General features: G+C 64.7%; 20 protein-coding genes. 4 read left to right on the top strand and 16 right to left on the bottom strand.

Going from position 1 to position 24,109, the window contains the following annotated elements; all coding sequences use genetic code 11:
• Positions 1-80 precede the first annotated feature (80 nt).
• Positions 81-1,829: a flavin-containing monooxygenase gene (locus ACE10Z_RS41040; protein ID WP_375785759.1), complete on the bottom strand. Its 1,749-nt coding sequence runs from the start codon at positions 1,827-1,829 to the stop codon at positions 81-83.
• A 378-nt stretch (positions 1,830-2,207) separates the two neighbouring features.
• Here ACE10Z_RS41040 and ACE10Z_RS41035 point away from each other — a divergent pair, with 378 nt between their 5' ends.
• Positions 2,208-3,914, top strand: a complete 1,707-nt coding sequence (locus tag ACE10Z_RS41035) for an SWIM zinc finger domain-containing protein (RefSeq protein ID WP_375785758.1) — start codon at positions 2,208-2,210, stop codon at positions 3,912-3,914.
• Positions 3,915-3,921: 7 nt separating this feature from the next.
• On the opposite strand, the gene recQ is transcribed toward ACE10Z_RS41035, so the two are convergent.
• Both recQ and ACE10Z_RS41025 read right to left on the bottom strand, forming a co-directional pair.
• Positions 3,922-5,790: a DNA helicase RecQ gene (recQ, locus tag ACE10Z_RS41030; RefSeq protein ID WP_375785757.1), complete on the bottom strand. Its 1,869-nt coding sequence runs from the start codon at positions 5,788-5,790 to the stop codon at positions 3,922-3,924.
• A 236-nt stretch (positions 5,791-6,026) separates the two neighbouring features.
• A complete protein-coding gene (locus ACE10Z_RS41025; protein ID WP_375785756.1) occupies positions 6,027-7,238 on the bottom strand; it encodes a DUF2235 domain-containing protein in 1,212 nt (403 codons plus the stop codon).
• A 333-nt stretch (positions 7,239-7,571) separates the two neighbouring features.
• Between ACE10Z_RS41025 and ACE10Z_RS41020 the strand changes: the two genes are divergently transcribed.
• The gene (locus ACE10Z_RS41020; protein WP_375785755.1) at positions 7,572-8,099 is read left to right on the top strand and encodes a hypothetical protein; all 528 of its coding nucleotides are present in this window, start codon (positions 7,572-7,574) and stop codon (positions 8,097-8,099) included.
• 111 nt (positions 8,100-8,210) lie between these two features.
• On the opposite strand, the gene ACE10Z_RS41015 is transcribed toward ACE10Z_RS41020, so the two are convergent.
• From ACE10Z_RS41015 to ACE10Z_RS40975, 9 genes are all read right to left on the bottom strand, one after another.
• On the bottom strand, positions 8,211-9,587 hold the full coding sequence (locus ACE10Z_RS41015; protein ID WP_375785754.1) for a VWA domain-containing protein: 1,377 nt from the start codon (positions 9,585-9,587) through the stop codon (positions 8,211-8,213).
• Between the two features lie 6 nt (positions 9,588-9,593).
• Positions 9,594-10,547 carry an AAA family ATPase gene (locus tag ACE10Z_RS41010; protein ID WP_375790047.1) on the bottom strand — a complete coding sequence of 318 codons (954 nt, stop codon included), beginning with the start codon at positions 10,545-10,547 and terminating at the stop codon, positions 9,594-9,596.
• Positions 10,548-10,804: 257 nt separating this feature from the next.
• Positions 10,805-11,128 (bottom strand): hypothetical protein, encoded by a 324-nt coding sequence (locus tag ACE10Z_RS41005; RefSeq protein ID WP_375785753.1) that lies wholly within the window; start codon positions 11,126-11,128, stop codon positions 10,805-10,807.
• A 174-nt stretch (positions 11,129-11,302) separates the two neighbouring features.
• The gene (locus tag ACE10Z_RS41000) at positions 11,303-11,935 is read right to left on the bottom strand and encodes an HAD-IA family hydrolase (RefSeq protein WP_375785752.1); all 633 of its coding nucleotides are present in this window, start codon (positions 11,933-11,935) and stop codon (positions 11,303-11,305) included.
• A 155-nt stretch (positions 11,936-12,090) separates the two neighbouring features.
• A complete protein-coding gene (locus ACE10Z_RS40995) occupies positions 12,091-12,777 on the bottom strand; it encodes a methyltransferase family protein (RefSeq protein ID WP_375785751.1) in 687 nt (228 codons plus the stop codon).
• Between the two features lie 95 nt (positions 12,778-12,872).
• Positions 12,873-13,211 (bottom strand): hypothetical protein, encoded by a 339-nt coding sequence (locus ACE10Z_RS40990; RefSeq protein ID WP_375785750.1) that lies wholly within the window; start codon positions 13,209-13,211, stop codon positions 12,873-12,875.
• A 36-nt stretch (positions 13,212-13,247) separates the two neighbouring features.
• Complete coding sequence (locus ACE10Z_RS40985; protein ID WP_050630159.1) at positions 13,248-13,427, bottom strand: hypothetical protein; 180 nt, start codon at positions 13,425-13,427, stop codon at positions 13,248-13,250.
• 56 nt (positions 13,428-13,483) lie between these two features.
• Positions 13,484-13,675 carry a hypothetical protein gene (locus tag ACE10Z_RS40980; RefSeq protein ID WP_029080476.1) on the bottom strand — a complete coding sequence of 64 codons (192 nt, stop codon included), beginning with the start codon at positions 13,673-13,675 and terminating at the stop codon, positions 13,484-13,486.
• Between the two features lie 174 nt (positions 13,676-13,849).
• On the bottom strand, positions 13,850-16,237 hold the full coding sequence (locus ACE10Z_RS40975) for a S8 family serine peptidase (protein ID WP_375785749.1): 2,388 nt from the start codon (positions 16,235-16,237) through the stop codon (positions 13,850-13,852).
• Between ACE10Z_RS40975 and ACE10Z_RS40970 the strand changes: the two genes are divergently transcribed.
• Complete coding sequence (locus ACE10Z_RS40970) at positions 16,196-16,696, top strand: hypothetical protein (RefSeq protein WP_375785748.1); 501 nt, start codon at positions 16,196-16,198, stop codon at positions 16,694-16,696. The genes ACE10Z_RS40975 and ACE10Z_RS40970 overlap by 42 nt on opposite strands.
• Here the strand turns inward: ACE10Z_RS40970 and ACE10Z_RS40965 are convergent.
• Positions 16,655-17,329 (bottom strand): LuxR C-terminal-related transcriptional regulator, encoded by a 675-nt coding sequence (locus ACE10Z_RS40965; protein ID WP_375785747.1) that lies wholly within the window; start codon positions 17,327-17,329, stop codon positions 16,655-16,657. The two genes, ACE10Z_RS40970 and ACE10Z_RS40965, sit on opposite strands and share 42 nt — an antisense overlap.
• 434 nt (positions 17,330-17,763) lie before the next feature.
• On the opposite strand from ACE10Z_RS40965, the gene ACE10Z_RS40960 reads away from it, so the two are divergent.
• Positions 17,764-18,525: a trypsin-like serine protease gene (locus ACE10Z_RS40960; protein ID WP_375785746.1), complete on the top strand. Its 762-nt coding sequence runs from the start codon at positions 17,764-17,766 to the stop codon at positions 18,523-18,525.
• A 174-nt stretch (positions 18,526-18,699) separates the two neighbouring features.
• Here the strand turns inward: ACE10Z_RS40960 and ACE10Z_RS40955 are convergent, their stop codons facing one another.
• From ACE10Z_RS40955 to ACE10Z_RS40945, 3 genes are all read right to left on the bottom strand, one after another.
• Positions 18,700-20,922: an acetate--CoA ligase family protein gene (locus tag ACE10Z_RS40955; protein ID WP_375785745.1), complete on the bottom strand. Its 2,223-nt coding sequence runs from the start codon at positions 20,920-20,922 to the stop codon at positions 18,700-18,702.
• Positions 20,923-21,090: 168 nt separating this feature from the next.
• Positions 21,091-21,681: a class GN sortase gene (locus ACE10Z_RS40950; protein ID WP_375785744.1), complete on the bottom strand. Its 591-nt coding sequence runs from the start codon at positions 21,679-21,681 to the stop codon at positions 21,091-21,093.
• Between the two features lie 142 nt (positions 21,682-21,823).
• Positions 21,824-24,097 carry a marine proteobacterial sortase target protein gene (locus ACE10Z_RS40945; protein ID WP_375785743.1) on the bottom strand — a complete coding sequence of 758 codons (2,274 nt, stop codon included), beginning with the start codon at positions 24,095-24,097 and terminating at the stop codon, positions 21,824-21,826.
• Positions 24,098-24,109 lie beyond the last annotated feature (12 nt).

The raw sequence follows: 24,109 nt of genomic DNA, 5'->3' as shown, positions 1-24,109 counted from the left end.
CTCCCGTGCGGCCCGCGGTGCGAAACGCGAACCCGGCACGACACTATCACGCGCGATCCCGGCCGGGATACCGCTGAGGCTCAGACCATGGGGACGCGCTTGGCGGCGACCGCGGCCGGCGAGATCACCTCGATATCGAGTGGCACCTGCCAGCGCTCGGTGAAGCGGACCTGCGGCGGCGCGTTGCCGTTGCGCGCACCCTGCAGCACGAAGCCGTCATAGCCCGAATTCATCACCTCATTGCATTTCTGTACATAGATCGGGAAGCCGCCGATATAGGGCATGAACACCCGGGGACGGCCCGGGATGTTGGCGCCGACATACCAGGAGCTGCAGGTCGAGCGCAGCGAGACCGTGGAGACGTCGTTGACATGGGCGACCCACGCATCCTCGTCGTCGCGGACCGCCTCGATCGTCCCGGCGCCGATGTCGCGCATGTGACTGATGCAATCCGCCAGCCAGTCGACATGCTGCTCGATCGCCTGGATCATGCTCGCGAGCACCGACGGACTGCCCGGCCCGGTGATCATGAACAGGTTCGGAAATCCCTCCGAGGCGAGGCCGAGATAGGCGCGCGGGCCGGCCTGCCATTTTTCGGCGAGCGTCTGCCCGCCGCGGCCGGTGATCGCGATCTTGTCGAACGAGCCGGTCATGGCAGCAAAGCCGGTGGCGGAGACGATCGCATCGAACTTGTGTTCGGTGCCGTCGACCACAATGCCCTCGGTGGTGAAGCGCTCGATCGGTGTCTTCGACACGTCGACCAGCTTCACATGCGGCAGATTGTAGGTCTCGAAGTAGTTGGTATCGACGCAGAGCCGCTTGCAGCCGAACACGTTTCGAGGGCACAGCAGGTCGGCGGTGGCGGGATCCTTGACGATGCCGCGGATCTTCTCGCGCGCGAAATCGGCGATGGTGTCGTTGGCGGCTTGCTCGAACAGGAGGTCGCCGAACGCGCCGAGGAAGGGCAGGCCGCCGCGCTGCCAGGCTTCCTCATAGAGCTGCTCGCGCTCCTGCTCGCTCGCCTGCAAGGCGGGCTGGGCGTTGAACTGAAAGTAGAAGCCGGTCGGGCGCGCACGCGCTTTCGCGCGCAGCTCCGGATAATGCGCCTTGGCTTCCTTCAGGTACTCCGCCGACAGGCGCTCGTTCCACGCCGGGACCGACCAGGTCGCGGTGCGCTGGAACACGGTGAGCTCGGAGGCCTGCTGCGCGATGATCGGAATCGACTGGATCGCGGACGAGCCGGTACCGATGACGCCGACGCGCAGGCCGGTGAAGTCGACACCCTCATGCGGCCATTCGCCGGTGTGATAGATCGGCCCGCGGAAATCCGCCATCCCGGCGAAAGCGGGTCGGTTGGGCGCCGACAGGCAGCCGACGGCCATGATGCAGAATTTGGCGGTGACCTTGTCGCCGCGATCGGTTTCGATCAGCCAGCTGCCTGCTTGCTCGTCGAAGGTCGCCGCCGTGACGCGGGTGTCGAACACGATCTGGCTGCGCAGGTCGAAGCGGTCGGCGACGTGGTTGGCGTAAGCGAGAATTTCGGGCTGCGGAGAATATTTCTCCGACCAGCTCCAGTCCTGATCGAGTTCCTCGGAAAACGAGAAGGAGTATTGCAGGCTCTCGACGTCGCAGCGCGCGCCCGGATACCGATTCCAGTACCAGGTGCCGCCGACGCCGCCGCCGGCCTCATAGACCCGCGCGGTGAAGCCGAGCCCGCGCAGCCGATGCAGCATGTACATGCCGGCAAACCCTGCGCCGATCACGACGGCGTCGAACGTTCCAGTTTCGGCAGGGCGCGCAGCCTTGCGCGCGGTGCTCTCCTGAGCCATGGCCCGTCTCTTCCCTATATCGTTATGACTTGTCCGCGCCTCGCTGGACGCGTTGGGCAAAAGATTAGGGCGAGGGCGACGCGGCCCGCAAGCACATGGGTTGCCGCGCCGGGTATGGCTCCTATGCCGCTGGGCGGAGGGCTGCGGTATCCGGGCGCTGCTTCAGGCGAGGCGCCGAACCTTGCGCGCGAGGCCGCGAACAGCAAGAGCGGCAGATGACGGAACAGGGGACTGTCGTCAATCCCTGTGATCTTGAGACCCTCGAATCTCGTCGGGGTCGGCGCAGTCGGATATAGTCCGGGCTATCGAACCTCTCGAGACCAATGGGCCGTCCATATGGCGCAAGCCCGAAAGCGATCCGCCTCCGATATTGAGGCTATGCTACGGACCGACCGATTCGACCTCGCGGCGTTGCGCGAGGTCGCTGGTGACAAGACCTTTGCTCGCGGCAGCGCTTATCAGGCGGATCGGCGGGTGGAGATCATCACGATCGACGAGGCCCGCGTGGTTGCGCGGGTAGCAGGTACTGAAATCTATCGCTGTGAGCTGACCGGCCAAGGCGAGATCTTTTCCGGCGCTTGCACTTGTCAGGCCTTCGCCGATCGGGGCTTCTGCAAGCATCTGACCGCGGTAGCCTTGACCGTCAACAATCTGGAGCCGGACGAACTGGGACAGGCCTCGAACCGGCTTGGCAAGATCCGTGATCATCTGCGCGCGAAGGGCATCGATCGTCTTGTCGAAATGATTATCGGACTCGCTGAGCGCGCCCCCAAATTGCTTGAGGAGCTGGAGCTGTCGGCCGCGCTCGACTCGGCCGACGATGCCACGCTGAGCGCGCAACTCAAGAGAGCCATCACTGACGCGACCCGCGTCCGCGGCTACATCGAATATCGCGACATGCGCGACTGGGTGCGTCACATTGATGGCGCACTTGATCGCATTTCGGTTCTGCTCGGAGGCGGGAGAGCGTTGCTTGTCCTCGAACTGCTCGATCATTTCTTCGGACGAATGGACGAGGCGCTGACCAAGGTCGATGATTCCGATGGCGGCGGGGGAGCTTGCTACGCGCGGGCTTGCGAAATTCATCTTGCCGCCTGCGAGCAGGCAAAGCCTGATTCCATCGAATTGGCGCGCGTGCTGTTTGCCCGCGAACTCAATTCCGACCGGGATTTCTTCTTTGGCGCGAGCGAGACCTATGCTGATGTCTTGGGTACGGCGGGGCTAGCCGAGTATCGCAGACTGGCGACCGAAGCATGGCAAAAGACAAGATCCAGGCGAGGGAGGCGAACCGAGATCCGGACCGGCGGAGAATATGCGCTTCGGGCTATGATGGAGCGCTTTGCTGAACGAGACGGTGATGTCGACGCGGGCATCGCCATTCGGGCGAGTGATCTGTCGACTGCGCACGACTATCTCGGTGTTGCCCAGCTCTGTCTCGACAACGGACGGGAACAGGAAGCGCTGAAATGGGCTGAAGAGGGGTTGTGGAAATTCGAGGATGAGCCCGACCAGCGTCTGGTTCTCTTTACCTGTGGTCTGCTTCAGCGCAGCGGCCGAAATGAAGATGCCAACGAACGGCTCTGGAAGCTGTTCAGTCGGGAACCCAGCGTCGAGCTGTACCTGCGATTGAAATCCGACGCCGGCGCTGGCAACGCCCAGATCCTCGTCCGCGACAAGGCCATCGCCGCGCTGAGCGTCCGAGCGGGGAAGTCTGGTTCGCAATCGGAATGGAGTGTGTTCGGAGCAGCCGAGGTTCTCGTTCGAGTGCTCATGGCGGAGGGTCTGCTGGCAGACGCATGGGCGGCTGCCGACAAGCACGGATGCCGCGAAATTCTGATGGAAGAACTCGCCAGGGCGAGCGAAGCGGATCTTCCTGCCGAGGCGTTGAAGGCCTATGCTGAGCTGGTCGAACGCAAGGTTCGGCTAGGTGGCCAGGGCAACTACAGCGACGCTCACGCTATGATCAAACGGATGCGGCGGCTTGACGGAGCCATCCAACATTCGGCCTACCTCGCTGACCTCATGACACGCCACAAGGCGAAGCGGAATTTTATCAAGCTGCTGACGTCGAAGAAGGTATCTTGAGGTTGGTTCAGCCTTCCGTCCTTTTCACGATCCGGATCAGCTCGTCGCCGTAATGCTCGAGCTTCTTGTCGCCGATCCCGGCGATGTTGCGCAGTTCGTCCAGCGTATCCGGACGCATGGCGGCGATGCCGTCGATCGTCGAATCGTGCAGCACCACATAGGCCGGCACGCCGCGCTGCCGCGCGACCTCCGAACGCCACGCGCGCAGCGCTGCATGCAGCGCGGGGTTGGCGATCCCGCCGGGGCTGTCGGCGGCGGGCGCGAGCTCGCCGCGGCGCGACTTGCTGCGCACCGCACGGTTGCGCGCGCCTTCCGGCTGCTCGCGCAGCATTACGGACGTCTCGCCCTTCAGCACGCCGCGGGCGCTGTCGGTCAGCTTCAGCGCGCCAAAAGCGTCGCTGTCGGCGCGCAGATGGCCCATTGCCACCAGCTGGCGCAGCACCGCGCGCCATTGCTTCTCGTTGAGTTCGCGGCCGATGCCGAACACCGACAATTGGTCGTGGTTGAACTGCTTGACGCGTTCGGTCAGCCGCCCGACCAGCACGTCGATCAGGTGCATGGCGCCGAAGCGTTGTCCGGTGCGATAGACGCAGGACAATAGTTTCTGTGCGAGCACCTTGCCGTCGCGGACCCGCGGCGGCGTCAGGCAATTGTCGCAATTGCCGCAGCTTTCATCGGTGCGGGTCTCGCCGAAATAGCCGAGCAGGCGCTGCCGCCGGCAATGCACCGTCTCCGCGAGCGCAACCAGCGCATCGAGCTTGCCGATCGAGACCCGCTTGAAGGCGTCGGAGCCGGTCGATTCGTCGATCATGCGGCGCTGCTGCACGATGTCGGAGAGACCATAGGCCATCCACGCAGCCGACGGCTTGCCGTCGCGCCCGGCGCGTCCGGTTTCCTGGTAGTAGGCTTCGATGCTCTTGGGCAAATCGAGATGCGCGACGAAGCGCACGTCGGGCTTGTCGATGCCCATGCCGAACGCAATCGTGGCGACGATCACGATGCCGTCCTCATTGAGGAAGCGATCCTGATGTCGGGCACGCACGCCGGCATCGAGCCCGGCGTGATAGGGCAGCGCGGGAATGCCGGCCTCGCTCAGCGACGCCGCGACGTCCTCGACCTTGGCGCGGGACAGGCAATAGACCACGCCGGCGTCGCCGGCATGCCGCTCCTTGATGAAGTTCTTCAGCTGCGTGGTGGCGTTCTGCTTGTCGACGATCTCGTAGCGGATGTTGGGGCGGTCGAAGCTTGCGACGAACTCCGGCACGTCGGTGAGTGACAGCCGCTCGGCGATCTCCTTTCGCGTCAGCGCGTCTGCGGTCGCCGTCAGCGCGATGCGCGGAACCTTGGGGAAGCGCTCGGCGAGGGCGGACAGGCCGATGTATTCGGGGCGGAAGTCATGGCCCCATTGCGAGACGCAATGCGCCTCGTCGATCGCAAACAGCGCGATCTGCGCCTGGCCGAGCAGATTGAGGCAGCGCGGCGTCAGCAGTCGTTCCGGCGCGACATAGAGCAAATCGAGATCGCCCGCGAGCAGCCTCCGCTCGACCTCTGAGGCTTCCTGATAGGACAGCGTCGAGTTCAGCACCGCGGCGTTGACGCCGGCCTCGGTGAGGCCCGCGACCTGGTCGCGCATCAGCGCGATCAAGGGCGACACAACGATGCCGCAGCCGTCGCGCAGCAGCGACGGCAGCTGGTAGCACAGCGACTTGCCGCCGCCGGTCGGCATCAGCACCAGGCAATTGCCGCCATCGGTGACGTGGCGGACAATCTCTTCCTGCGCGCCGCGGAAGCCAGACAGGCCGAATACGGAACTGAGCACGGATCGTGCGTCGCGGGGCGAAGCGGATGCATGATCGAGGGCGGGCTGGGCGGTCATGATCCCTGCGCGGGGCGATTCGAGTTCCCCGGTCGAACGATTCCGGAACGAAACGAGTTAATACACCGTCCTGCGATAAACTCAATTCAGGCAATGGCTGCTTGTCATCGCGCACGCCGCACGATCGGCTGAATTCAGCCGCAAGCGGATCAAGGCTGCGATCGACAGGCGCTTTCGAGCGAAGTGGATGCCGGCTCGCGTGAAGAAACGGGTCGAAGCAAGGAGCCCTCGCGCTGTCAGGCCGGCGGCGCCGGTGGTGGCGTCATTGGCTCGACCTTGTAGGTCTTCGGCAGGTTGATCGGCTTGTAGGTCGGATCCTTCTCCATGCGCTCGACCACTGAGGCATGGATGGTTGCCCCTTCCGGAATTGGCCGCGGCTCGCCGCGCGGCAGATAGAAGCCGAGGAAGGACTTCCGCTCCGGCCATTCCTTCCATTTGTCGCTCTTCGGAATCCATTCCAGGATTTCCCAGGCGGCGGTCAGCGAATTGTGCAGCGGGGCGGTCGCGTTCGGCGGCACGTACTCGTGCTTGTGCGGCGGCAGCGGCATCCCCCAGGCGAGATGATCGATCAGTGCCTGATCCATGTGCAGCCCGGCGACCCTGGCCTGCTCGAGCATCCAGATCAGCGGAAATTTTGACGGCCCGCTCTGATCCTCGGGATAGCCGCCGCCGACGTCGGAGTGCACGCCGGCGAACCAGACCTGGCGAATGTCCTGCTCCACCTCCGTTGCCGGATCGAACGGATCGGAGCGGAACTTCTGCGGATCGATCCAGCGGTTGAGGCGGAACATGCGCCTGCGTTCGTCGATCGAGATCGCCTGGCGGAAGCGTTTGACGCTGGAGTTGGTGCGGGTAAACAGCAGCGTCTGGATGTCGAACAGGAAGTTGTCCTGCCGCGGCACGATGATCGAGGCCACGGTGTCCCAGACTCCGACAAACTCGATGTCGATGTTGCGCCCGCCGGCGATCTGGCTGAAGTGCCAGACTTCCTTCAACGGGGCCGGGTCAAACGTCCCGTCGGACTTCTGAGCGTCCGAGCTGGCTTTCTTGTAGCTGCCGAAGGCGTAGCTGGCGAGGTCGAGTTGGTCGACCGGCAACAGGCCCATCGCATGGACAAAGGCCGCCAGCGTGCGCACCGTATAGGCGCCGCGGCTGAAACCGAACATCCAGACCCGGTCGCCGGGCTCCCAGAGCCGGCACAAAAACTGGTAGGCGCCAAGCGTGTCCTCGTCGAGACCGGCGCCGAAGGCCAGGCCGAAAAGGCCGCGCACCTCCTGCTTGAAGCGGCCCCAGCTGTTCTGCAGCCCGATCGTGCCGAGACCCGGATGATAGTAGATCCGCTGCCGGCCATCCTTGTCGGCGACGCGAAACAGCTTCAGCACGTTGGAAATATTGGCGCCGATCTCGTTGCCGGTGCCGTCGCAACAAATCACAATATCCTTCGGCATCCGTTGTCCCCGCGGCCGCCGTGAAAATTCGCGACATCTATGTACGGCAGAATACGGGGAAGATTCAATCTTCAATTGAAGACGGTTCTGTGTACGCGGCATGAACGCCGACTGTCGTTCTGGAGTCTGCGGCCGGCATCGGGCGCGCGTGCGCGCACGCCACAGCGATCCGCAGAATTCAATTGCAACACTTTGGAAAAGGTGGAAATCTCATCGTCAGTGATTGCGATATCGCGTCGATATTTTTTGCCCTTCAGGGATTTCGCAGGTGCGCGCGATCATCTTGCCCGCTGCCTTCCGCAGCTTTCTCAGCCTGGACAGGAACGGATCGGCATGAGCCACCAAGCGCTCGTGACGGTCATTCTCGCGGGATTGGTGGTGAGTGCGTTCGGATTGTTCTGGTGGGTCGGCAGCTATTCCGATCGCGTTTTCGCGGGCAGATTCCGCACCCGCTTTCCGGAGAAGACGCTGAGATTCACCGGCGATCAGCTCGGCGAACTGGTGCAATCCGATCTGCGAATGAAGTATGTCTTCCCGATCCTGTTTCCGCTCGATCTCATCGTCATGCTGGCGCTGGCGGGCGCGATGGGCGCGGCGTCATCATATTGGCTCAACCAGATCTATCCGACTGCAGCGTGGCTCGGCCTGGTCGTGCCGGCGGTATACCTGCTGAGCGACCTGATCGAGGATTGCCTGCTGGGCTGGCTGCTGCTGCACGGTGACCCGCATGCTGCGGCACGCTCCGTCTCGATCCTGAAGGCGATCACGACGATCAAGCTCGTCAGCATCTTTGCCTCGATCGCGCTGACGCTGGTCGCGTTTGTCGGATGGCTATTTCACAGCGACTCGCTTCGCCTCTAGAGCTTCGGTTCTGATTGAATCAGAACCGAAGCTCTAGATTTTTGTTTGACGTGTTTTCTTCAAGCGAACCGGTGTCCACTTCGCTCGAAAACGCTCTAATGCGCCGGCGATCTACTGATACGTCGCCACGATGTCGGAGACGGCGCGCTCGAGCTGCTGCGCGGTCGCGCACTGGCGCACAACAGTGCAGAAGGTCGCGTAGCGCGGCATCTCGGAATCGCCAAAACCCCAGACCATGCGGCCTTCGGGGTTGAGCCACACCAGCCGCTTGGAGCGCTCGCCGATGCGGCGCAGGATGTCGGCGCGCGGATCGAGATTGTTGCTGCGGGCGTCGCCGAGCACGATCACAGTGGTCTGCGGCGTGATCGCGCTCATCCAATTGTCCTCGAAATCGGCGAAGGAATTGCCGTAGTCGGACGAGCCGAAGCCGACCTTGGACATAATCTCCTTCATCGCTTCTTCCGGCGAATTGGATTCCAGGATGTCGCTGACCTCGATCAAATGGCCCGAGAAGGCGAACGAGCGGACGTCGTCGACGACCTCGTGCAGGCTGTGGATCAGGAGCAGGAAGAAGTCCGAGACGCGGGCGACCGAACCCGAAACGTCGCAGAGCGCGACGATCTTTGGCCGGTCGCGATGCTTGCGCTTCCACGCGGTGAGGAACGGCACGCCGCCCCAGGCGGCGTTCCGCCGCAGCGTGCGGCGGACGTCGAGATGACCGCGGCGCTGGCGCTTGCGCGGCTTGGAATAGCGCTCGCGCAGCCGGCGCGCGATCTGGCGGATCAGCGCGCGCATCTGCTCGACCTGGCGGGGCTCGATCCGCGCCAGCGGGGCGTTGCGCAGGATCTCGTTGCGCAGGTTTTCGGCCTCTTCGCGCCCGTAGAGCAGCAGGGCTTGCGAGACCGCGTCGCGAACCGTGCCGCGCAGGCCGTTGAGCGCTTCCTGCAGCCGCTCGGCGAGCGCCGGATTGCGCGTGGTCTGTTCGTCGATATCGTCGCGCAGGCGCTGGATGCCCATCGCATCGAGGATGCGGGTCTGGAAGATGCCGCGCTGCGTGAAGTAGCGGATATCGGGCAGCGAGGCGGCGCCGGAAGCATTGGCGATCGCCGTCGATATCGCGGCGCGATCCTGCGACAGCAGCATCTGCGCCAGCGGCCCGACATTCTCGTTGGCGGCGCCGCCCGCCGTATCGCCATGCTCATCAGCCGACGGGTTGGCGCCGGATTCGCTGTTGTCGTCGGTCTTGTTCTGCTCGGCGCTTTCCTGTTGCAGCTCGGGCTGGCTGAAGAAAAGGTCAAAGCATTCGCCGAGCGAGCGCTTCTCGTCCTGGGTCTTGGCAAGCGTCAGCAGGAACGTGTCGCGCAGGATGTCGCGGTCGGCAAAGCCGACCTGGGCGACCGCCCGCATCGCATCGATGCTCTCGGCAGGCGAGACCCGGACCCCGGCTCCCCGCGCCGCACGAAAGAAGCGATGCAGGTTCTCGCGCATCTTGATCTAGCTGAACACGCCTTGGCGCGACGCCTTGGCGATGAAGCTTGAGATCTGCGGCGACGCGGCCTCGATATCGGCCTCGTATTTCAGGAGCACGTTGAGCGTGTCCTTGACGATCTCGTGGTCGAGCTCGCTTGCCTGCAGCAGCACCAGCACGCGCGCCCAGTCGATCGCCTCGCTGACCGAAGGCAGCTTCTTCAGGTCCAGCGAGCGGATCTCGTGGATGAAGCCGACCATCTGCTTGCGCAGCGTCTGCGAGATGCCGGGCACCCGGCTCTCGACGATGCGCTCTTCCAGCTTCTGCTCCGGAAAGCCGATATGCAGATGCAGGCAGCGCCGCTTCAAGGCATCGCCGAGATCGCGTTCGCTGTTCGAGGTCAGGATCACGGTCGGCGGCGCCACCGCAGAGACGGTGCCGAGCTCGGGGATCGTGACCTGGAAGTCCGAGAGGATTTCCAGCAGCAGCGATTCGAATTCGGCATCCGACTTGTCGATCTCGTCGATCAGGAGCACACAGCCGGCCGGCTGCTCCAGCGCCTGCAACAGCGGCCGCGGCTCGACGAATTCCTTGGAGAAGAACACGTCGCCGAAAGTATGGAGCTGGTCGAGCGCTGCGGCCAGCGACTGCGCGCCGCCGAGCACCTCGCCGAGCTTGTCCTTCAGGATCTGGGTGTAGAGCAGCTGCTTGGCGTATTTCCACTCATACAGCGCCTTGGCCTCGTCGAGGCCCTCATAGCACTGCAGGCGGATCATCTTCAGGCCGCGCCAGGCGGCGATCGCCTTCGCAAGCTCGGTCTTGCCGACGCCGGCAGGGCCTTCGACCAGGATCGGCTTCTCGATCTGCTGCGACAGATAGACCGCGGTCGCGATCTGCCGGCTCGCAATATAGCCTTGCGCGGCGAGGCCGCTTTCCACGGCCTCGATCGAGGCGGTGGGCCTGGTGTCAGCCACGAGGATCAGCTCCGAATTTGCCTTGAACTCGGACCTGTTCTGCTCCCGTTGCGGGCAAAGCACAAGGCTCGTTTGGCCCGCAAAGGCATGGGGTAAAGGCTGGGCTTAGCGCATGGTTCCGGGGTATTCCGCCGAGCGCAATACGGAGGAGCGTAGCCCGGATGAAGCCAACCGGGCGCGCGTTCGCGCGACCCGTTGGCTTCATCCGGGCTACAGACTTCGATCGTGGCGAGCACCCAGCCTTGGAGTTGCGTCGGTCGCAGTCAGCCCGCGCAGCTCTTCACGAAATCCTTGCGCTGCGGGCCGACGATCTTCTGGTCGATCGCCTGCTTCAGGCAGTCGAGATGCGCCTGCGCCATGCAGAGCTGCATCTGGTCGTGCCGGTCCTGACCCTTCAGCGCCTTCGCCGCGCTCTGGCAGGCCGCGCGCTTCGCACCAGGCACGGGCACTGCCGCCGACGTGCTCTCTTGCGCGGGAGTTGCCGCCGGCGCTGCTGCCGGTGCGGGGGTTGAGGTTGCTTGAGCGAACGCTGCCACCGAGACCAACAGCGAACCAGCCGAGACAAGGGCGACGACGAGACGTTTCATGGGATGTGCCTCCGCGGGCATGATCCGAAGAAGCGATGTCGGCTTTTCCGGAACGTCATGCTCAGACCAGGAACGGGATCACAATGCGATTTCGCGTTCGCGCCGTGACCCCAGGGGAGGCTGAGAATTAGAGACTGCCGCCTGAATGCGGAGTGAATATGCTCCGAGGCCGCTTCACCTCAGCGTGAGGCTGGTCGCGGCTTCGAGCTCGGAGATCGCCTGCGCGGCGTTCACAACCTTGATCGTGGTCATGCCCATCTCGCGCGCCGGCTTCAGGTTGACGCCGAGATCGTCGAGATAGACGCAGTTCTTCGGGTTCACCCGCAGCGTCTCCACCATCATCTGGTAGATGCGCGGATCGGGCTTGCGCAGGCCGATCTTCGCGGATTCGATGACGTGGTCGAACAGCGCCATGACTTCCGCGACATAGAGCGTGCGTCCGCTGTGGCTGCCGATTGCGTTCGACGGCAGGTTGTTGGTGATGCAGCCGGTCTTGAATTTCGCCTTGATGCGCTTCAGCGCCTCGACCATTTCGGGGCGCAGGTCGCCGGAGAGCAGCGGCAGCACGTCCTTGCCGCGCACTTCGGCGCCGAGCGCTTTCGATTCCGTGGCGAACAGCTCATCAAACGCGTCGATGCCGATCTCGGCGCGTTCGAACTTGGCCCAGGCGTTCTCGAGATGGTTAGCGGCGTTGGTGCGGCGGATGATGTCGACCGGCAGGCCGCGCTCGGTCTCGTAGCGCGCGAAGGCCTCGAACGGCGAGGTGGTCAAGACGCCGCCGAAATCCCAGATCACTGCCTCGATCATCAATGTCCTGCCCGTTGCAAAGCGGCGGCTTCGCCTCGGGTCGTCCGGCCGTTTTGGCCGAAGACAGGGAAACGCGCGTTCAGCCTTCTTTATTGGAATTGCCGTCGATCAGGCAAGCCGCCAGTTTGCGGCAAACTCCGCCATACGGAACGGGCTCACCAGACCATCGGAACCAGGCGGTAGCGTACGCGGGCGAGATATTCGGCATAGCCGTCGAGCTCGGCGGCGAGCATCCGCTCCTCCATCATGGACCTCAGGCCGAGCAACGCCGCCATGACAGGGACGATGCCAAGGCCATACCAGGATCCGAGCAGCAGCGGCGTGCCGACATAGGTCAGCAGGCCGCTGGCATAGATCGGATGCCGCACAAAGGCGTAAGGCCCCGTGGTCACAGCTGCATGCCCGCGCTCGCGCTGGATCTTCACGACCGGGGCGGCGTAACTGTTTTCGCGGTAGGTCCGGTAGACGATGTAGAACGAGGCGGCGATCATCGCCGCGCCCGCGCATTGCAGCCAGAAGGGGACGAACGATGCCTGGTAGCGTACCGCATCGAGCGCCATCAGCGGCAGCCATGTCAGCCACAACAGCGGCATGATCGTCGTGATGACGCGATCCCACCCGGCCTGGCCGCGCGCGGTGCGGCGCTCTGCCAGCAGCCCCGGATCGTGCCTTGCGAGCCATGCCTCGGTGATCAGCCCGCCGATCGCGATCTCGAGCAGGAACACCCAGGCGCCGGCCCATCGCATGGTGCCGGCCGCGAGAAACAGGAGTGTCCCGAGGCCCGCAAATGTGCAGGCGGCGCGGCGCAGATCGATGCGAGGGGAATTGCCGTTCTGGTCCATGTCTCTCTCCGACGAGCGGCAACGGCCGCGCCGCCGGATCGGGCGGACCGTTGCGTGGGTAGCGGATCGAAGCGCCGCTCAGTGCGTAGACCTGGTTACGGTCTGCGGGTCCAGTTTCGTGCCTGTCCGGAATAGACCTTGCTCGGCAGCGCGCGGGCTGCGGGATCGAGCAGGATCTTCATCGCGGTATTGAGCCTCGCCTCCGAATGCGGCGAGCCGTCATGGCGCATCTGCTGCGGAGCACCGGGGCCCTGCGGCGGCGCCATGTAGGCCGACGTTGTCGGCGGGGCGGGGGTGGTGGCGATCTTCGGACGGGCGACGACAGCTGCCTCCAACGGGCGCCGCGCGTCGGCAAGGCTTGACGCTGCGGATGCTTCCGCCGGCGGCGGAGAGGCTGTGCTGTCGGATCCGGATTTGCGGGGCGGTCTTGCCATGGCATCGGCTCCATAGGTTCGGTGATGACGACGACGTCAGGATTTGTCTTCGTCGGATGTGGTGCGTTTGGCGATGATCGGGTTGCGGTCGCTGATCGCGGCGAGCAGCGAGGCGTGGGTCACGACTGACGACACGACGATCTTTCCGGAGGGCTCGATCCGGCGACCGTTCTGCTGCTGTTGCTGCGGGCTCCTGGCGGTGGACTTCTGCATCATGTCGGCCTCCTCGAGGTGGGGTGGGGCCCGACAGCGCCGGGCCCCGAGTTTGGCGATCAGATGCCGAAGGCACCGAGGACGCCCGGCAGCGCCTGCACGGCCGTACCGAGGATGTCCTGCCAACCCTGCGGGTTGACCGACCCGTTGGTCGCCACTTCGGCAATCCGCTTCGGACCGCGCTCGATGCCCTCACACTGGATCGGGCTACGCACGCTGCCGAAGGTCTCAAAGTCGTTCCTTGCGTACATGTTCAGCTCCTTCTTTCGGTTTGAATTGACGGCAACTACGGGAGGTGGGCACCGACCGGGGCAGCCGTCGCTGGACGTCGCCCAGGGGATCGCTCATCGCGTCGATCCCCCGGACCACGTGACGCTAATTCGCGCCACGTTCTGATCTCCTCCGGACGCAGAGGAGCAATCGCGTCAATAGACCTGCCACTGCCGCAGCGGCCCGACCGCCACCGGCACCACGTCGCTCACGTCGATCGTGTACTGATAGACTTCGCGGGCCTGGGTCAGGACCTGCATCGGGTTGAAGAAGCGGTAGGTTACGTCGTGGCAAATCGATTCCGGACGGCAGATGAGACTCTGGTCGACTTCGACGGTGTCGAGCCGCAAGCCCTTCTTGGCGACGTCGGTGAAGATCTTCCGCGTGTTGTAGGCGTTCATCGCCGAGTAGTTCAGCGCGCGATCCTGCGGCGAAAGGCCGACATTGCGGAATTCGTTGTAGATCCGCTCGAGGAAGCCCTCGGCGCCGTCCGGCCAGGTGGTCGGGTCGGGCCCGAACAGCGTGTAGAGATCCCACTGGTAGAAGCCGCGCCAATCGGTCACCAGCGTCGGAACGACCGTGCCGTTGAGCAGCTTGGTCGTGTTGGTGCTGTCGACCCAGCCGGCCATCGAGACGCGCGCCACGCCGCCGCGCGGCGGGAATGCGGGTGGTGTGATCGGTCGTGCGTCGGCGTCGGCGGCGGCCACCGTCGCCAGCACCACGGTGCGGGTCGTCGCGGGATCGTCATGCGAGACTTCCTGATGCCACAGCGCCAGGATCAGCGCGGCGAAGAACCCGAGACCGAACACGTCGAGCGGCTTGATCGCATAGATCGGGATCGAATCGATCGTCATCGTCCAGGTGATGGCGTCGGCGTCGGGGAAGTTGTTGCCGGCGCCGGCCGGCGTCGCGGTCTCGCCTTCGGCCTGGTTCAACAGATAGCGCGCCATGATCGCCGGATTGTACGGCGCCGAGGTATCGCCGGAGTGATCGCGCTCCGGTCCGAACGCCGGATCGCCGCGGCCGATCAGGCTGTCGCGCCAGTTGGCGATCGCCTGCACGAAGTAGTCGAGGCGGGCTTCCTTGCCGAAATCGTAGAACAGCCGGCCGATCGGGAAAGCGAGCTGACCGGTGGACTCGGGCGTTGCGCCCTGCGGACGCATGCCGCCGCAGCCGCAGCTCTTCTCGCTGGCTCGAACCGCGGGCGCCTCGTACATCGGCAGCGCCTGGGGCATTGCGACGGGAAGCGCATTGCTCGGCATCAGCGCGTGCAACTGCTGCGGCTGCAGCCAGGTTTGCGGCATCATGCCGGCCGTTGGCATCGCCATCTGCGGCATCATCATCGGCGGCATCACCATCTGCGGTGCCGGTGCCGGCATCCAGACCATGTCGCCGCCCGGATGGGGGGCGTGATACGGATAAGGCGCGGGCGCTGCGATCGGCGCTGCGACGACGCCGTGATCAACGGGGACGCCCATGGCCGCAGGTGCTGCCGGCGCGGCGGGCTGCGCCTCGCTTGGCATGATCCCGGCGCTGCTTCGCAGGACCGAGCCGTCCGGCCCGAATATGCGCGGAGCCGATGGTGCAGACATTGCTGATAGATCTCCCATGGAACCCTCTCTGGTTGCAGTTGGCTGAGCGGCGGATGACGGTTGGACGAAAGGGCGCGCGGACACTCCCCAGAAGCGGGGAGGCGCGGCCGTGGCACCCGACGGCATGACGGCGTCCGCCTGCTCGCCAAGCAGGGCGGCGACAGCCGCGGGAATATCGAGCCGTCCGGCGAGGCAGCGCGAGGCGCTGCCGTCGTTGCGGCAGGGCACCGCGGTTTCGAGCAGCGCGGCACGGACGGCTTGCGGATCGGCCTTGCGTCCGTTCTGGCGCAGGCATGAGAGCAGCAGCGCGACGACGCCGGTCACGATCGGCGTGGCGTAGCTCGTTCCGGACCGCAGGCTGACGCTGCGGACCGGTGAGGCGCCGGCGATGTTCTCGCCCGGCGCCAGGATACCGTTCTCCAGATAGGCGTCGCCGAAATTGCTGAACGGCAGCGGACTGCCGGCCAGGTCGCACGCGCCGACCGCAAGCACCGAAGCGAGGCTGCCCGGCACCTGGACGCAGCGGCAGCCATCATTGCCGGCAGCGGCGACGATCAGCTTGCCCGCGCGTTCGCAGGCGCGCACCGCGTCGACCAGAATGCGATCGGCCTGTCCCGTCGCGGATTGCTGGCCGCTGCTGATGTTGATGATGTCGGCGCCCACCGCCAGCGCCTGGTTGATCGCGAGCGCCAATGTGCTTTGCGAGGACGGTTCGATCTGCCCGGCGGCATTCTCGCGATAGATCGAGAACACGGTTGCGCTGCAGTTCGGCGCGACCCCGAGCACCGGGCTGCCGGGCGTGCCCATCAGCACGCTCGTGACATGCGTGCCGTGCTCGGACTGGATCGTCGACGACGACGGCGCGACGAATTCGCCGCCCATCGCGACGCGGGCCTGCCTGAGCGAGGGATGATTGAGATCGACGGGGCCGTCGATGATCGCGATCTTCACCGCGGGGTCGCCACCCGACGTTCTCTGCCACAAGGCAGTCAGACCAGCGATATCGGCAACTGGATTCATGAAATCGATCCTGGCCGATCCGCTGCGAATTCGCGCAGCCGATCCGCTTTCCACGGCAATCTGCAAATGTGCAGCGAGCGAAAAGAGCGGCATGTCGCTGCGTTGGTGCTGTTGTGGCAGCTGTGCCGCGAAAGGCCTATTCACCGCGGTGGATCAGAAAGGATCGAGCCGATGATACGGATCGACCGATCCATCAGATCGATCCTGCGCCTCGAAAGATCGATCAAAGGATCTAGTCGGGATCGATTTCACGGCGTGATGCGCATGCATGCGTGCGTGCAAGGCCGCGCGCATCGCCGCACCAATGCGTGCACGCGCTGCGGTCAAGTCGAATTCAGGTCGCTGGTGTCAGTCGAGTTCGCGGCGGCGATCGAGAGCCGGCGCAGATGATGCGAGCCACGGCGCTTCGCGTACCCGCCGCATCGCCTGGGCCCGGCGCGGCAGGCCGAGCTTCTGCAGCACGTGATGGACGTGATGCTTGACGGTGGCAAGACTGAGCTTGAGATCGCGTGCGATCTCCTTGTTCGACATGCCTTGCCCAATGAGCTTGAGGACCTCGCCTTCGCGGCGCGTCAGGCCCTGGTCCGTATCGATCGTATCCGCCTGACGCTCCATGCAAAACAACGCGCGCAGCAGTCCGCCGGAAATCTCGGCGCTGCAGGCAAGCCGCCCTGATGCCACGTCCGACAAGGCGCGGCAGAGTTCGTCGAAGCTGGCGTTCCGGGAAATGTAGCCGCTGAACCCGGCCCGGCCGCAGCGGACCACGTCGCGCCGGTCCTCGTTGAGGCCGAGCGCCACCAGCGCGATCTCCGCATGCTCGCTCGCAATCACGCGCACCTCGTCGAGATCGATGCCCTGTGTGACGTCGATCAGAATGACACTCACACTGCCGGTCTCGAGGGTCGCACGCAGGCCAGCAAGATCGGCGACCGCCGCCTCGACGGCAAACTCGGCGTGGTTCTGGAAACTCGAGGCAAGCCCCTCGCTGAACAGCCTGATCGGCGTGACGACCGCGATCCTCATATTATCCTCGAACTCAACGAAATGGCGGATGGAAAGCCGTCAGTAGGTCGACGGTACCGGCATCCAGAAAGTCATGAAGGTAAGTATGCGGCGCGCTGCCAGAGGTTGTATTGTTGTCGGATCGAAATTACGGCGTCGATGCGCGCCGGATCAAGAGATGCAGTTCACATTAGAGCATCGTCGCGAATTGCGCAGCCCCCGATCTGATGTGTTGCATATCGCGACAAGACGATGACGGGGCGCGTGCGCGCGATGGCGATGCAGGAAATCTGAAGGCGACTTCAACGCCGTAGTCGTCGACGGCTAGATATTTAGATAATTGACGCGTGTGGGCGCGGATGCTCTGTACAACATTGCGTGTTCGGATATGTGGCGTGAGCGACGCAATGCCGCGCCTCGCATGTGCTTAGGTTCAGGCAGATCGACAGGGTTCCATGACGAGATTGATTCGAGCGACAGCCTTTCTGACCCTGTTGGTGGCAACGCCGGCCTTCGCGATCGTCGGTGGTGGCGCGCCGTCGACCGATGGCGTCGCGCGCGCCGTCGTCACCATCGTCGGCTCACGCGGTAATTTCTGCAGCGGTGCGCTGATCGCGCCGAAGGTGGTGCTGACCGCGGCGCATTGCGTGCAGCCCGGTGCCGACTACAAGATCGTCGACTATGGGCCGGACCGGCAACCGAAGCTGCAGGACGTCAAGACGGTTGCGATCCATCCCGGCTTTCGGATGCAGGCGATGACCAATCATGTGGCGACCGCCGATGTGGCGCTGCTACAGCTTGCGGTCCCAGCCGCAGGCAAGGCGCCGGCCGCGCTCGGCATGCCCAACATTCCGATCCAGGTCGGCGGCCGCTTCACCGTCGCGGGCGTCGGTGTCACCGTGCGTGGCGACGGCAAGAGCGGCGGCAGCATTCGTGTCGCCGGCCTGATCGCGAGCGGCAAACCCGGCACGCTGCAGATCCGTCTGGTCGATCCGGTCGGGCAGGGCGTGCGCGACGGGCTCGGCGCCTGCACCGGCGATTCCGGTGCGCCCGTGTTCGAGGACAAGCAAGGCGGACCTGTTATCGTCGGCGTGGTGAGCTGGTCCACCGGCCCGAACGGCACCGCCGGTTGCGGCGGCATCACCGGGGTGACGCCGCTCACGCTCTATCGCGACTGGGTGATGCAGACCGCGCTGCAGTGGGGCGCGGGGTTCTAGTGCGCGGTGCGCTGGTCGAGCAGCCGACGCGCTCAAAGTTCCGTCATCCTGAGGAGCGCATAGCGCGTCTCGAAGGATGCACGGCCCGGCTGGTGGCCGTCGATCCTTCGAGACGCCTGCTGCGCAGGCTCCTCAGGATGACGGGGAGAGAGTATGACGCGCGCGTGCTGAACCCTAATGCCCCGCCGCCTTGTTCGCGGCGGCGTTGTTCAGCACGATCAGGCCGTCGACGGCGACGCCGAGCTTGCTGTTGATCAGGAACGGATTGACGTCGATCGAGGCGATGCGGCCATTGGCGTCGGCCATCAGGTTGGAGAGCCCGACCAGCGCCTTCACCGCCGATGGCTCGTGCAGCGCAGGCTTGCCGCGATAGCCCTTCAGCTTGACGCCAGCCTTGGTCTTGGCGATCAGCTCTTTCGCTTCAGTGGCATCGAGCGGCGCGCCGGCGAGGGCGACGTCCTTCATCAGCTCGATATCGACGCCGCCGGTGCCGAACAGCACCACGGGGCCCATCTCGGCATCGAGCGAGGCGCCGACCACGAGCTCGAGGTCGGCCTTGACCTGTTGCGCAATCAGGATGCCCTCGAGCTTCGGCTTGCCCTTCAGCTTCTTCACCCGCGCGGTGATGTCGTTGAACGCCTTCTTCACCTCGGCGGCGTTGGCAAGGTTCAGCACCACGCCGCCGATGTCCGACTTGTGCAGGATATCGGGGCTGACAACTTTCGCGACCACCGGGAAGCCGATGGCCTTGGCGATCTTCACCGCCTCCGCCGCGGTCTGCGCGACGTCTTCCTTCGAGATCGGGATGCCATAGGCCTTGAGCAGCTGCTTCGAGGCGACCTCGTCGAGCGCGGCGGCGCCGTTGGCGGCCTTCAGCGTCTTCTCCAGCACCGCGCGTGCGGACGCCTTCGAGCTCGACACGATGTCGGGCACTTCCTTGCGCAGACCTGCGTACTCGATCAGCGACTTGATCGCGCCGACCGCGCGGTCGAGACCCTGCATGACTGCAATATCGGGCAGCGACTTGCGCAGTCCCTTGGTGAATTCGGTGAAGCCGATCGACATCGCGCTGATATAGATCACCGGCTTGTTGGCCTGGCCTGCCATCTCGTTGACGATCTTCAGATTGCGCTCGCGCAGCTCATGCGGCGCCTTGGGCAGCTCGGCATCGATGATGACGACGTCGGTGTCGGGATCGTCGATCATGATCTTGATCGACTTCATGTAGACGGAGGGATCGACCACCGCGGCGAAGCCGGCATCGAGCGGATTGCCGACGATGCTGCCGGGGCCGAGCATCTTCGCCAATTGCTCCGACGCATTCGGGCTCAGCGGCGCAAAGTTCAGGCCGGCGGAATAGAACGCGTCGATCAAGAGGCCACGCTTGCCGCCCGACAACGACACCGCCGCGAGGCGGTTGCCCTTCGGCGGATCGGCATGGACGAAGCACTCGGTGGTCTCGATCAGTTCATCCAGCCCGCGCACCCGGATCACGCCTTCGCGGGTCGAGATCGCATCGAATGTCTCGATCGAGCCGGCCAGCGCGCCGGTATGCGCCATCGCAGCAGCGCGGCCGCCTTCGGAGGCGCCGAGCTTGAGCGCGATCACCGGCTTGCCCGCGGCGCGCGCGGCCTTGCAAGCTTCGCGGAACACCTTTGTGTTCCTGACGCCTTCGAGATAGACCACGATGACGCGGATGCTCGGGTCGGCGGCGAAATAGCTCATCAGGTCCGGGGTCTCGAGACCGGATTCATTGCCGGTCGTGACCATGTAGCCGACGCCGACGCCGCGATCCTCCAGCGCCTGGCGGATCGCCATCACGATCGCGCCGGATTGGCCGGCGATCGCGACCGCGCCCGGCTCCATGGTGACAATGCGGTCGTCGATATTGGTGAACAGGTTCTCGCCGGCGCTGAGATTGCCGAGGCAATTCGGACCGGTGACCGCAAGTCCGGTCTCCTCGATCGCCTGCTTCAGCTCCTCCGCGAGCCGCTGGCTTTCCTCATCCTGCAGCTCGCTGAAGCCGGAGGTGACGATGGTCGCCGAGCGGGCGCCGGCGGCGGCCGCGTCGCGGATCACCTGCACGGCAAAGCGGGCCGGCACCAGCACCAGCACATGGTCGGGCTTCTCGGGAAGGCTGGCAAAATCCTTGTAGCAGGTGACGCCCCAGATCGTTTCGCGCTTGGCGTTGATCGGAAACAGGCCGCCGGCATATTGGTACTTGATGAGGTTGTTCCAGATGCGTTCGGCGTAGTTGCCGGGCTTGTCGGTGGCACCGACCAGCACGATGTTGCGCGGATGCAGCATCGCATGGATGCTCTTGACGATGTCGCTGGCGTCAGCGGGCGGTGCCCATTTGCGGGACGAATGTGACGCGGTGCCTGCGAAAGCTTCCATGGAGCCTGCCCTTATCCTTGTTCTGCTTGTTTCCTCTGGCCCACGGCGGATCACCGCAGAACGTGATTTTTCATTGTTTTTATGGCCGATGGAAGGGGGTAGCAACTCACGCTGGCGCAAGTCAGGCCATCGCTTGCAATATCCCGGCAGGCGCAAAATCGGTGCGGATCAGGAACCTGATTCGGGTAAGCTCGAATCCGGTTCGATCATGGTTGCGTGCAGCAGATAACGCTCGGGGCCGGACGTCAGCGCGTCGAACGGCCAGCAGGTCGACAGCACCAGTTCATAGCGGTCGGTGAGCGGATCGATGCCGGACTGGTCGAAGCGGACGACCGAGCTGCGATCGGCCCGGTAGCGAAAAATCTTGCCGTTGCTTCTCGTGACGTCGATCTCGTCGCCAATTGTGACATCTTTCAGAAAGCGGAAATGGGTGTCGCGATGCGCGGAATAGACCGCAACGCCCGGCTCGCCGGCATCGACGCTCTGCTCGACATGGCCGGGACCGAACGCCAGCGCCTGGCCGCTGCTGCCGGCAAGCACAATCGCGGACGCGTGCAGGCGCTTCACCTCGATCCGCGCCACCGGCCAGGTATCGGCCCAGCGCCACGGCTTCACCGGATGTCCGGTCGCGATGCTCTGTGCGAAGGCGCGCTCCAGCAGCAGCTGCGCAAGCACTGCCTTGGCGTGGATATAGGCGCCTTGGCCGAACAGGATCAGGCCGACGAGGGCGAAGGCGAGCGGGAGGATGAAGCGGCGCATCTTGTTCTGCTCGGGTCGTTGCTTCGCTCGCAATGACGCTTGGTGAGAGAAGTGGCGCGCGCGGCCCCCGGGGGGACGGGTGAGAAGGCCGCGCGCGCTCTTGAAAGAGGAGGTCGGGGGCACCTCCTCCTTTCATCCGACGTCAGTGGGACGACGTCTGACGCCGGTTGAACACCAGAAGCAGAAGGCTGACCGTGAGCAGGATCACACCCGCGATCATCTTCAATTCGGCATCGGTCGCAGTCTTCGGCAGCTGGATCGTGCCGGGACCTTGCGTCGCGACCGGTGACCGCTTCAGCGCGGCGAGCTGCACCTTGCCGTCGGCTGCGTCAGCGCGCCGCTCGGTCGGTGCGGCCGGCAGGCGCGGACGCTCGCCGAACACCTTTGCGAAATCCCAGCCCGCGGGCAGGTTGAGCGGCAGTTCGGAGAGTTTGAGCGGCTCGCCTTCGGGACGGCTCGGCGTCTTGTCGACCGCAACGAGGCTGGTCAGCCGCGTCACAAGCTGATGCTCCAGCGCCAGCGCAAGGATGGTCTTGTCGGCGTCCTCCGGGCTCGCTTGCCGCGTGGTGCGCGCAACCTCGGCATCCGCGATCTTGCGGCGCGCCCACAGCTTGGAGAGGCCCTTGCCTTCGGCGGCATTCGCAAGCGGCAGTGTCACGCTCCACGGACGGTCGCCGATGCGGCCCTTGATCTCGACCGAGCCGGCAAGCTTGTCGAGCTTCGCGGCCAGCACAAGTGGCTCGTCGCGATAGACGTCGGGCAGCGCCGACGGCGTCAGGTCGGCGGTCGCCTCGGAGAACTTTACGGACAGGTTCGTCACCGCGGGATTCTCCAGCTTGGCGAACAGGTCGCGCATCCGCTCGTCGACCTGCTCGACCGAGCCGATATGGGTGAAGGTACCGCGGCCGAGCTCGGCAGCGCGCGTCATCAAATAGGTGTTCGGCGCCGAGCCGATGCCGACCATGAAGATCCGTGAGCGACCGCGCAGCGCGCTGATGGTCTCGAACAATTGCTGCTCGTTGCCGATCGCGCCGTCGGTCAGGAACACGACCTGCCGGACATGGTCGGCGTCGTCATGGTTGGTGTCGGAGAGCGCTGCGCGCATCGCCGGCACCATCTCGGTGCCGCCGCGGGCCTGCAGCGCGCTGACGAACGCCGTCGCGTTACCGATATTGCTGCTGTTGGCGGCGACCGGTGCCGGGAACAGCGTGTCCATGGTGTCGTCGAAGCGGATCACGTTGAAGCGATCGGTCGGTTGAAGGCGGCCGAGTGCGTAGATAAGGCTCGCCTTGGCCTGGATGATCGAGGTGCCGCCCATCGAGCCGGAATTATCGATCACGAAGATCACTTCGCGCGGCAGGGCCTTCTGTTGCGCCTGCTCGACCGATGGCGGGGTGACGAAGGCCAGCAGATAGTCGGAATTGCCGACATGCTCGCGGAACAATCCGACCGACGGCGCCTTCTCGGCGGCCGGCTTCCAGGTCAGTTCGAAATCGCGATCGGCCGTCACCGGGCCTTCGGCGAGCTTGACGATGCGTGTGGTGCTGTCGGGGCTCTCGATCCCGACCTGGTGGAAATGGCTCTTCACCTCGCCGAGCGGGAAGCCGGCGTTGAGGTGCACCGTGATGTTGGTCGGATTGACCGGCGCATTTGTCGCGGGATCGAGCACTTCGGAGGCGATACGATCGCGGTCCGGCACCGGATCGGTTGACGTGGCGCCCCAGCCGCTGCCGTCGGCACGGAGGTCGACGCTCTGCACCACCGGACGCGGATTGTAGCGCGGGCCGACCACCATCGGCACCCGCAGCGAGAATTCGTTGCCGTTCTGCTGCACCGGCTCCTGATACTCGATCTGCACCAGCACGGTTTCGCCGGGGCCGATATTGGCGACCGAGTTGGTGAAGATGTTCGGCCGCTCCTGCTCGGTGAGCGCCGCCTTCTGGCCATTCTGCTTGGCCTGCTCGTAGATCGCGCGGGCCTGCTGCCGCTCCTTGATGTCGCCGACCACGATGCGGTCGCCGACCACCATCTTCAGCGTGTCGACCGCGCCGCCGGCCGGCAGCGGATAGACATAGGTCGCTTCCACCCAGTCCTTGGTCGGGTTGCGGAAGATCTGCGTGACGCGGGCCCGAACGGTCGGGCCCGACACGGTGAGGTCGACATCGATGCCGAGCCTGGTTGCATCGGCATAGCCGTCGTCGGTCTTGAACAGCAGCGAGCCGGAGCGCGCCTCGCTCGGCCGCAGCACCGCCTGTTGCGGCAGCTCGGCCGACCACACCGGATCAAAACTCACGAACAGCGCCGCGAAGCCGATCGCCAGTGCGGCGACACCTTCCACCAGGAAGAACAGCGCAATGCGCATCCGGCGCGACAGGCGGATCTGCGGGCTGCTCTCACATGTATCGTAAATCGTCATTTTCGTCACTCC

Source organism: Bradyrhizobium sp. Pha-3 (assembly GCF_042258615.1).
Classification (GTDB): Bacteria; Pseudomonadota; Alphaproteobacteria; order Rhizobiales; family Xanthobacteraceae; genus Bradyrhizobium.
Note: the sequence above shows the minus strand (reverse complement) of the source record. Positions and strands in the feature narration are given on the sequence as shown.

Coding starts and splice junctions, on each gene's coding strand:
- ACE10Z_RS41040 (WP_375785759.1), bottom strand. CDS start 1,829: ATGGCTCAGGAGAGCACCGCGCGCAAGGCTGCGCGCCCTGCCGAAACT.
- ACE10Z_RS41035 (WP_375785758.1), top strand. CDS start 2,208: ATGCTACGGACCGACCGATTCGACCTCGCGGCGTTGCGCGAGGTCGCT.
- recQ (WP_375785757.1), bottom strand. CDS start 5,790: ATGACCGCCCAGCCCGCCCTCGATCATGCATCCGCTTCGCCCCGCGAC.
- ACE10Z_RS41025 (WP_375785756.1), bottom strand. CDS start 7,238: ATGCCGAAGGATATTGTGATTTGTTGCGACGGCACCGGCAACGAGATC.
- ACE10Z_RS41020 (WP_375785755.1), top strand. CDS start 7,572: ATGAGCCACCAAGCGCTCGTGACGGTCATTCTCGCGGGATTGGTGGTG.
- ACE10Z_RS41015 (WP_375785754.1), bottom strand. CDS start 9,587: ATGCGCGAGAACCTGCATCGCTTCTTTCGTGCGGCGCGGGGAGCCGGG.
- ACE10Z_RS41005 (WP_375785753.1), bottom strand. CDS start 11,128: ATGAAACGTCTCGTCGTCGCCCTTGTCTCGGCTGGTTCGCTGTTGGTC.
- ACE10Z_RS41000 (WP_375785752.1), bottom strand. CDS start 11,935: ATGATCGAGGCAGTGATCTGGGATTTCGGCGGCGTCTTGACCACCTCG.
- ACE10Z_RS40995 (WP_375785751.1), bottom strand. CDS start 12,777: ATGGACCAGAACGGCAATTCCCCTCGCATCGATCTGCGCCGCGCCGCC.
- ACE10Z_RS40990 (WP_375785750.1), bottom strand. CDS start 13,211: ATGGCAAGACCGCCCCGCAAATCCGGATCCGACAGCACAGCCTCTCCG.
- ACE10Z_RS40985 (WP_050630159.1), bottom strand. CDS start 13,427: ATGATGCAGAAGTCCACCGCCAGGAGCCCGCAGCAACAGCAGCAGAAC.
- ACE10Z_RS40980 (WP_029080476.1), bottom strand. CDS start 13,675: ATGTACGCAAGGAACGACTTTGAGACCTTCGGCAGCGTGCGTAGCCCG.
- ACE10Z_RS40970 (WP_375785748.1), top strand. CDS start 16,196: ATGATTGAGATCGACGGGGCCGTCGATGATCGCGATCTTCACCGCGGG.
- ACE10Z_RS40965 (WP_375785747.1), bottom strand. CDS start 17,329: ATGAGGATCGCGGTCGTCACGCCGATCAGGCTGTTCAGCGAGGGGCTT.
- ACE10Z_RS40960 (WP_375785746.1), top strand. CDS start 17,764: ATGACGAGATTGATTCGAGCGACAGCCTTTCTGACCCTGTTGGTGGCA.
- ACE10Z_RS40955 (WP_375785745.1), bottom strand. CDS start 20,922: ATGGAAGCTTTCGCAGGCACCGCGTCACATTCGTCCCGCAAATGGGCA.
- ACE10Z_RS40950 (WP_375785744.1), bottom strand. CDS start 21,681: ATGCGCCGCTTCATCCTCCCGCTCGCCTTCGCCCTCGTCGGCCTGATC.
- ACE10Z_RS40945 (WP_375785743.1), bottom strand. CDS start 24,097: ATGACGATTTACGATACATGTGAGAGCAGCCCGCAGATCCGCCTGTCG.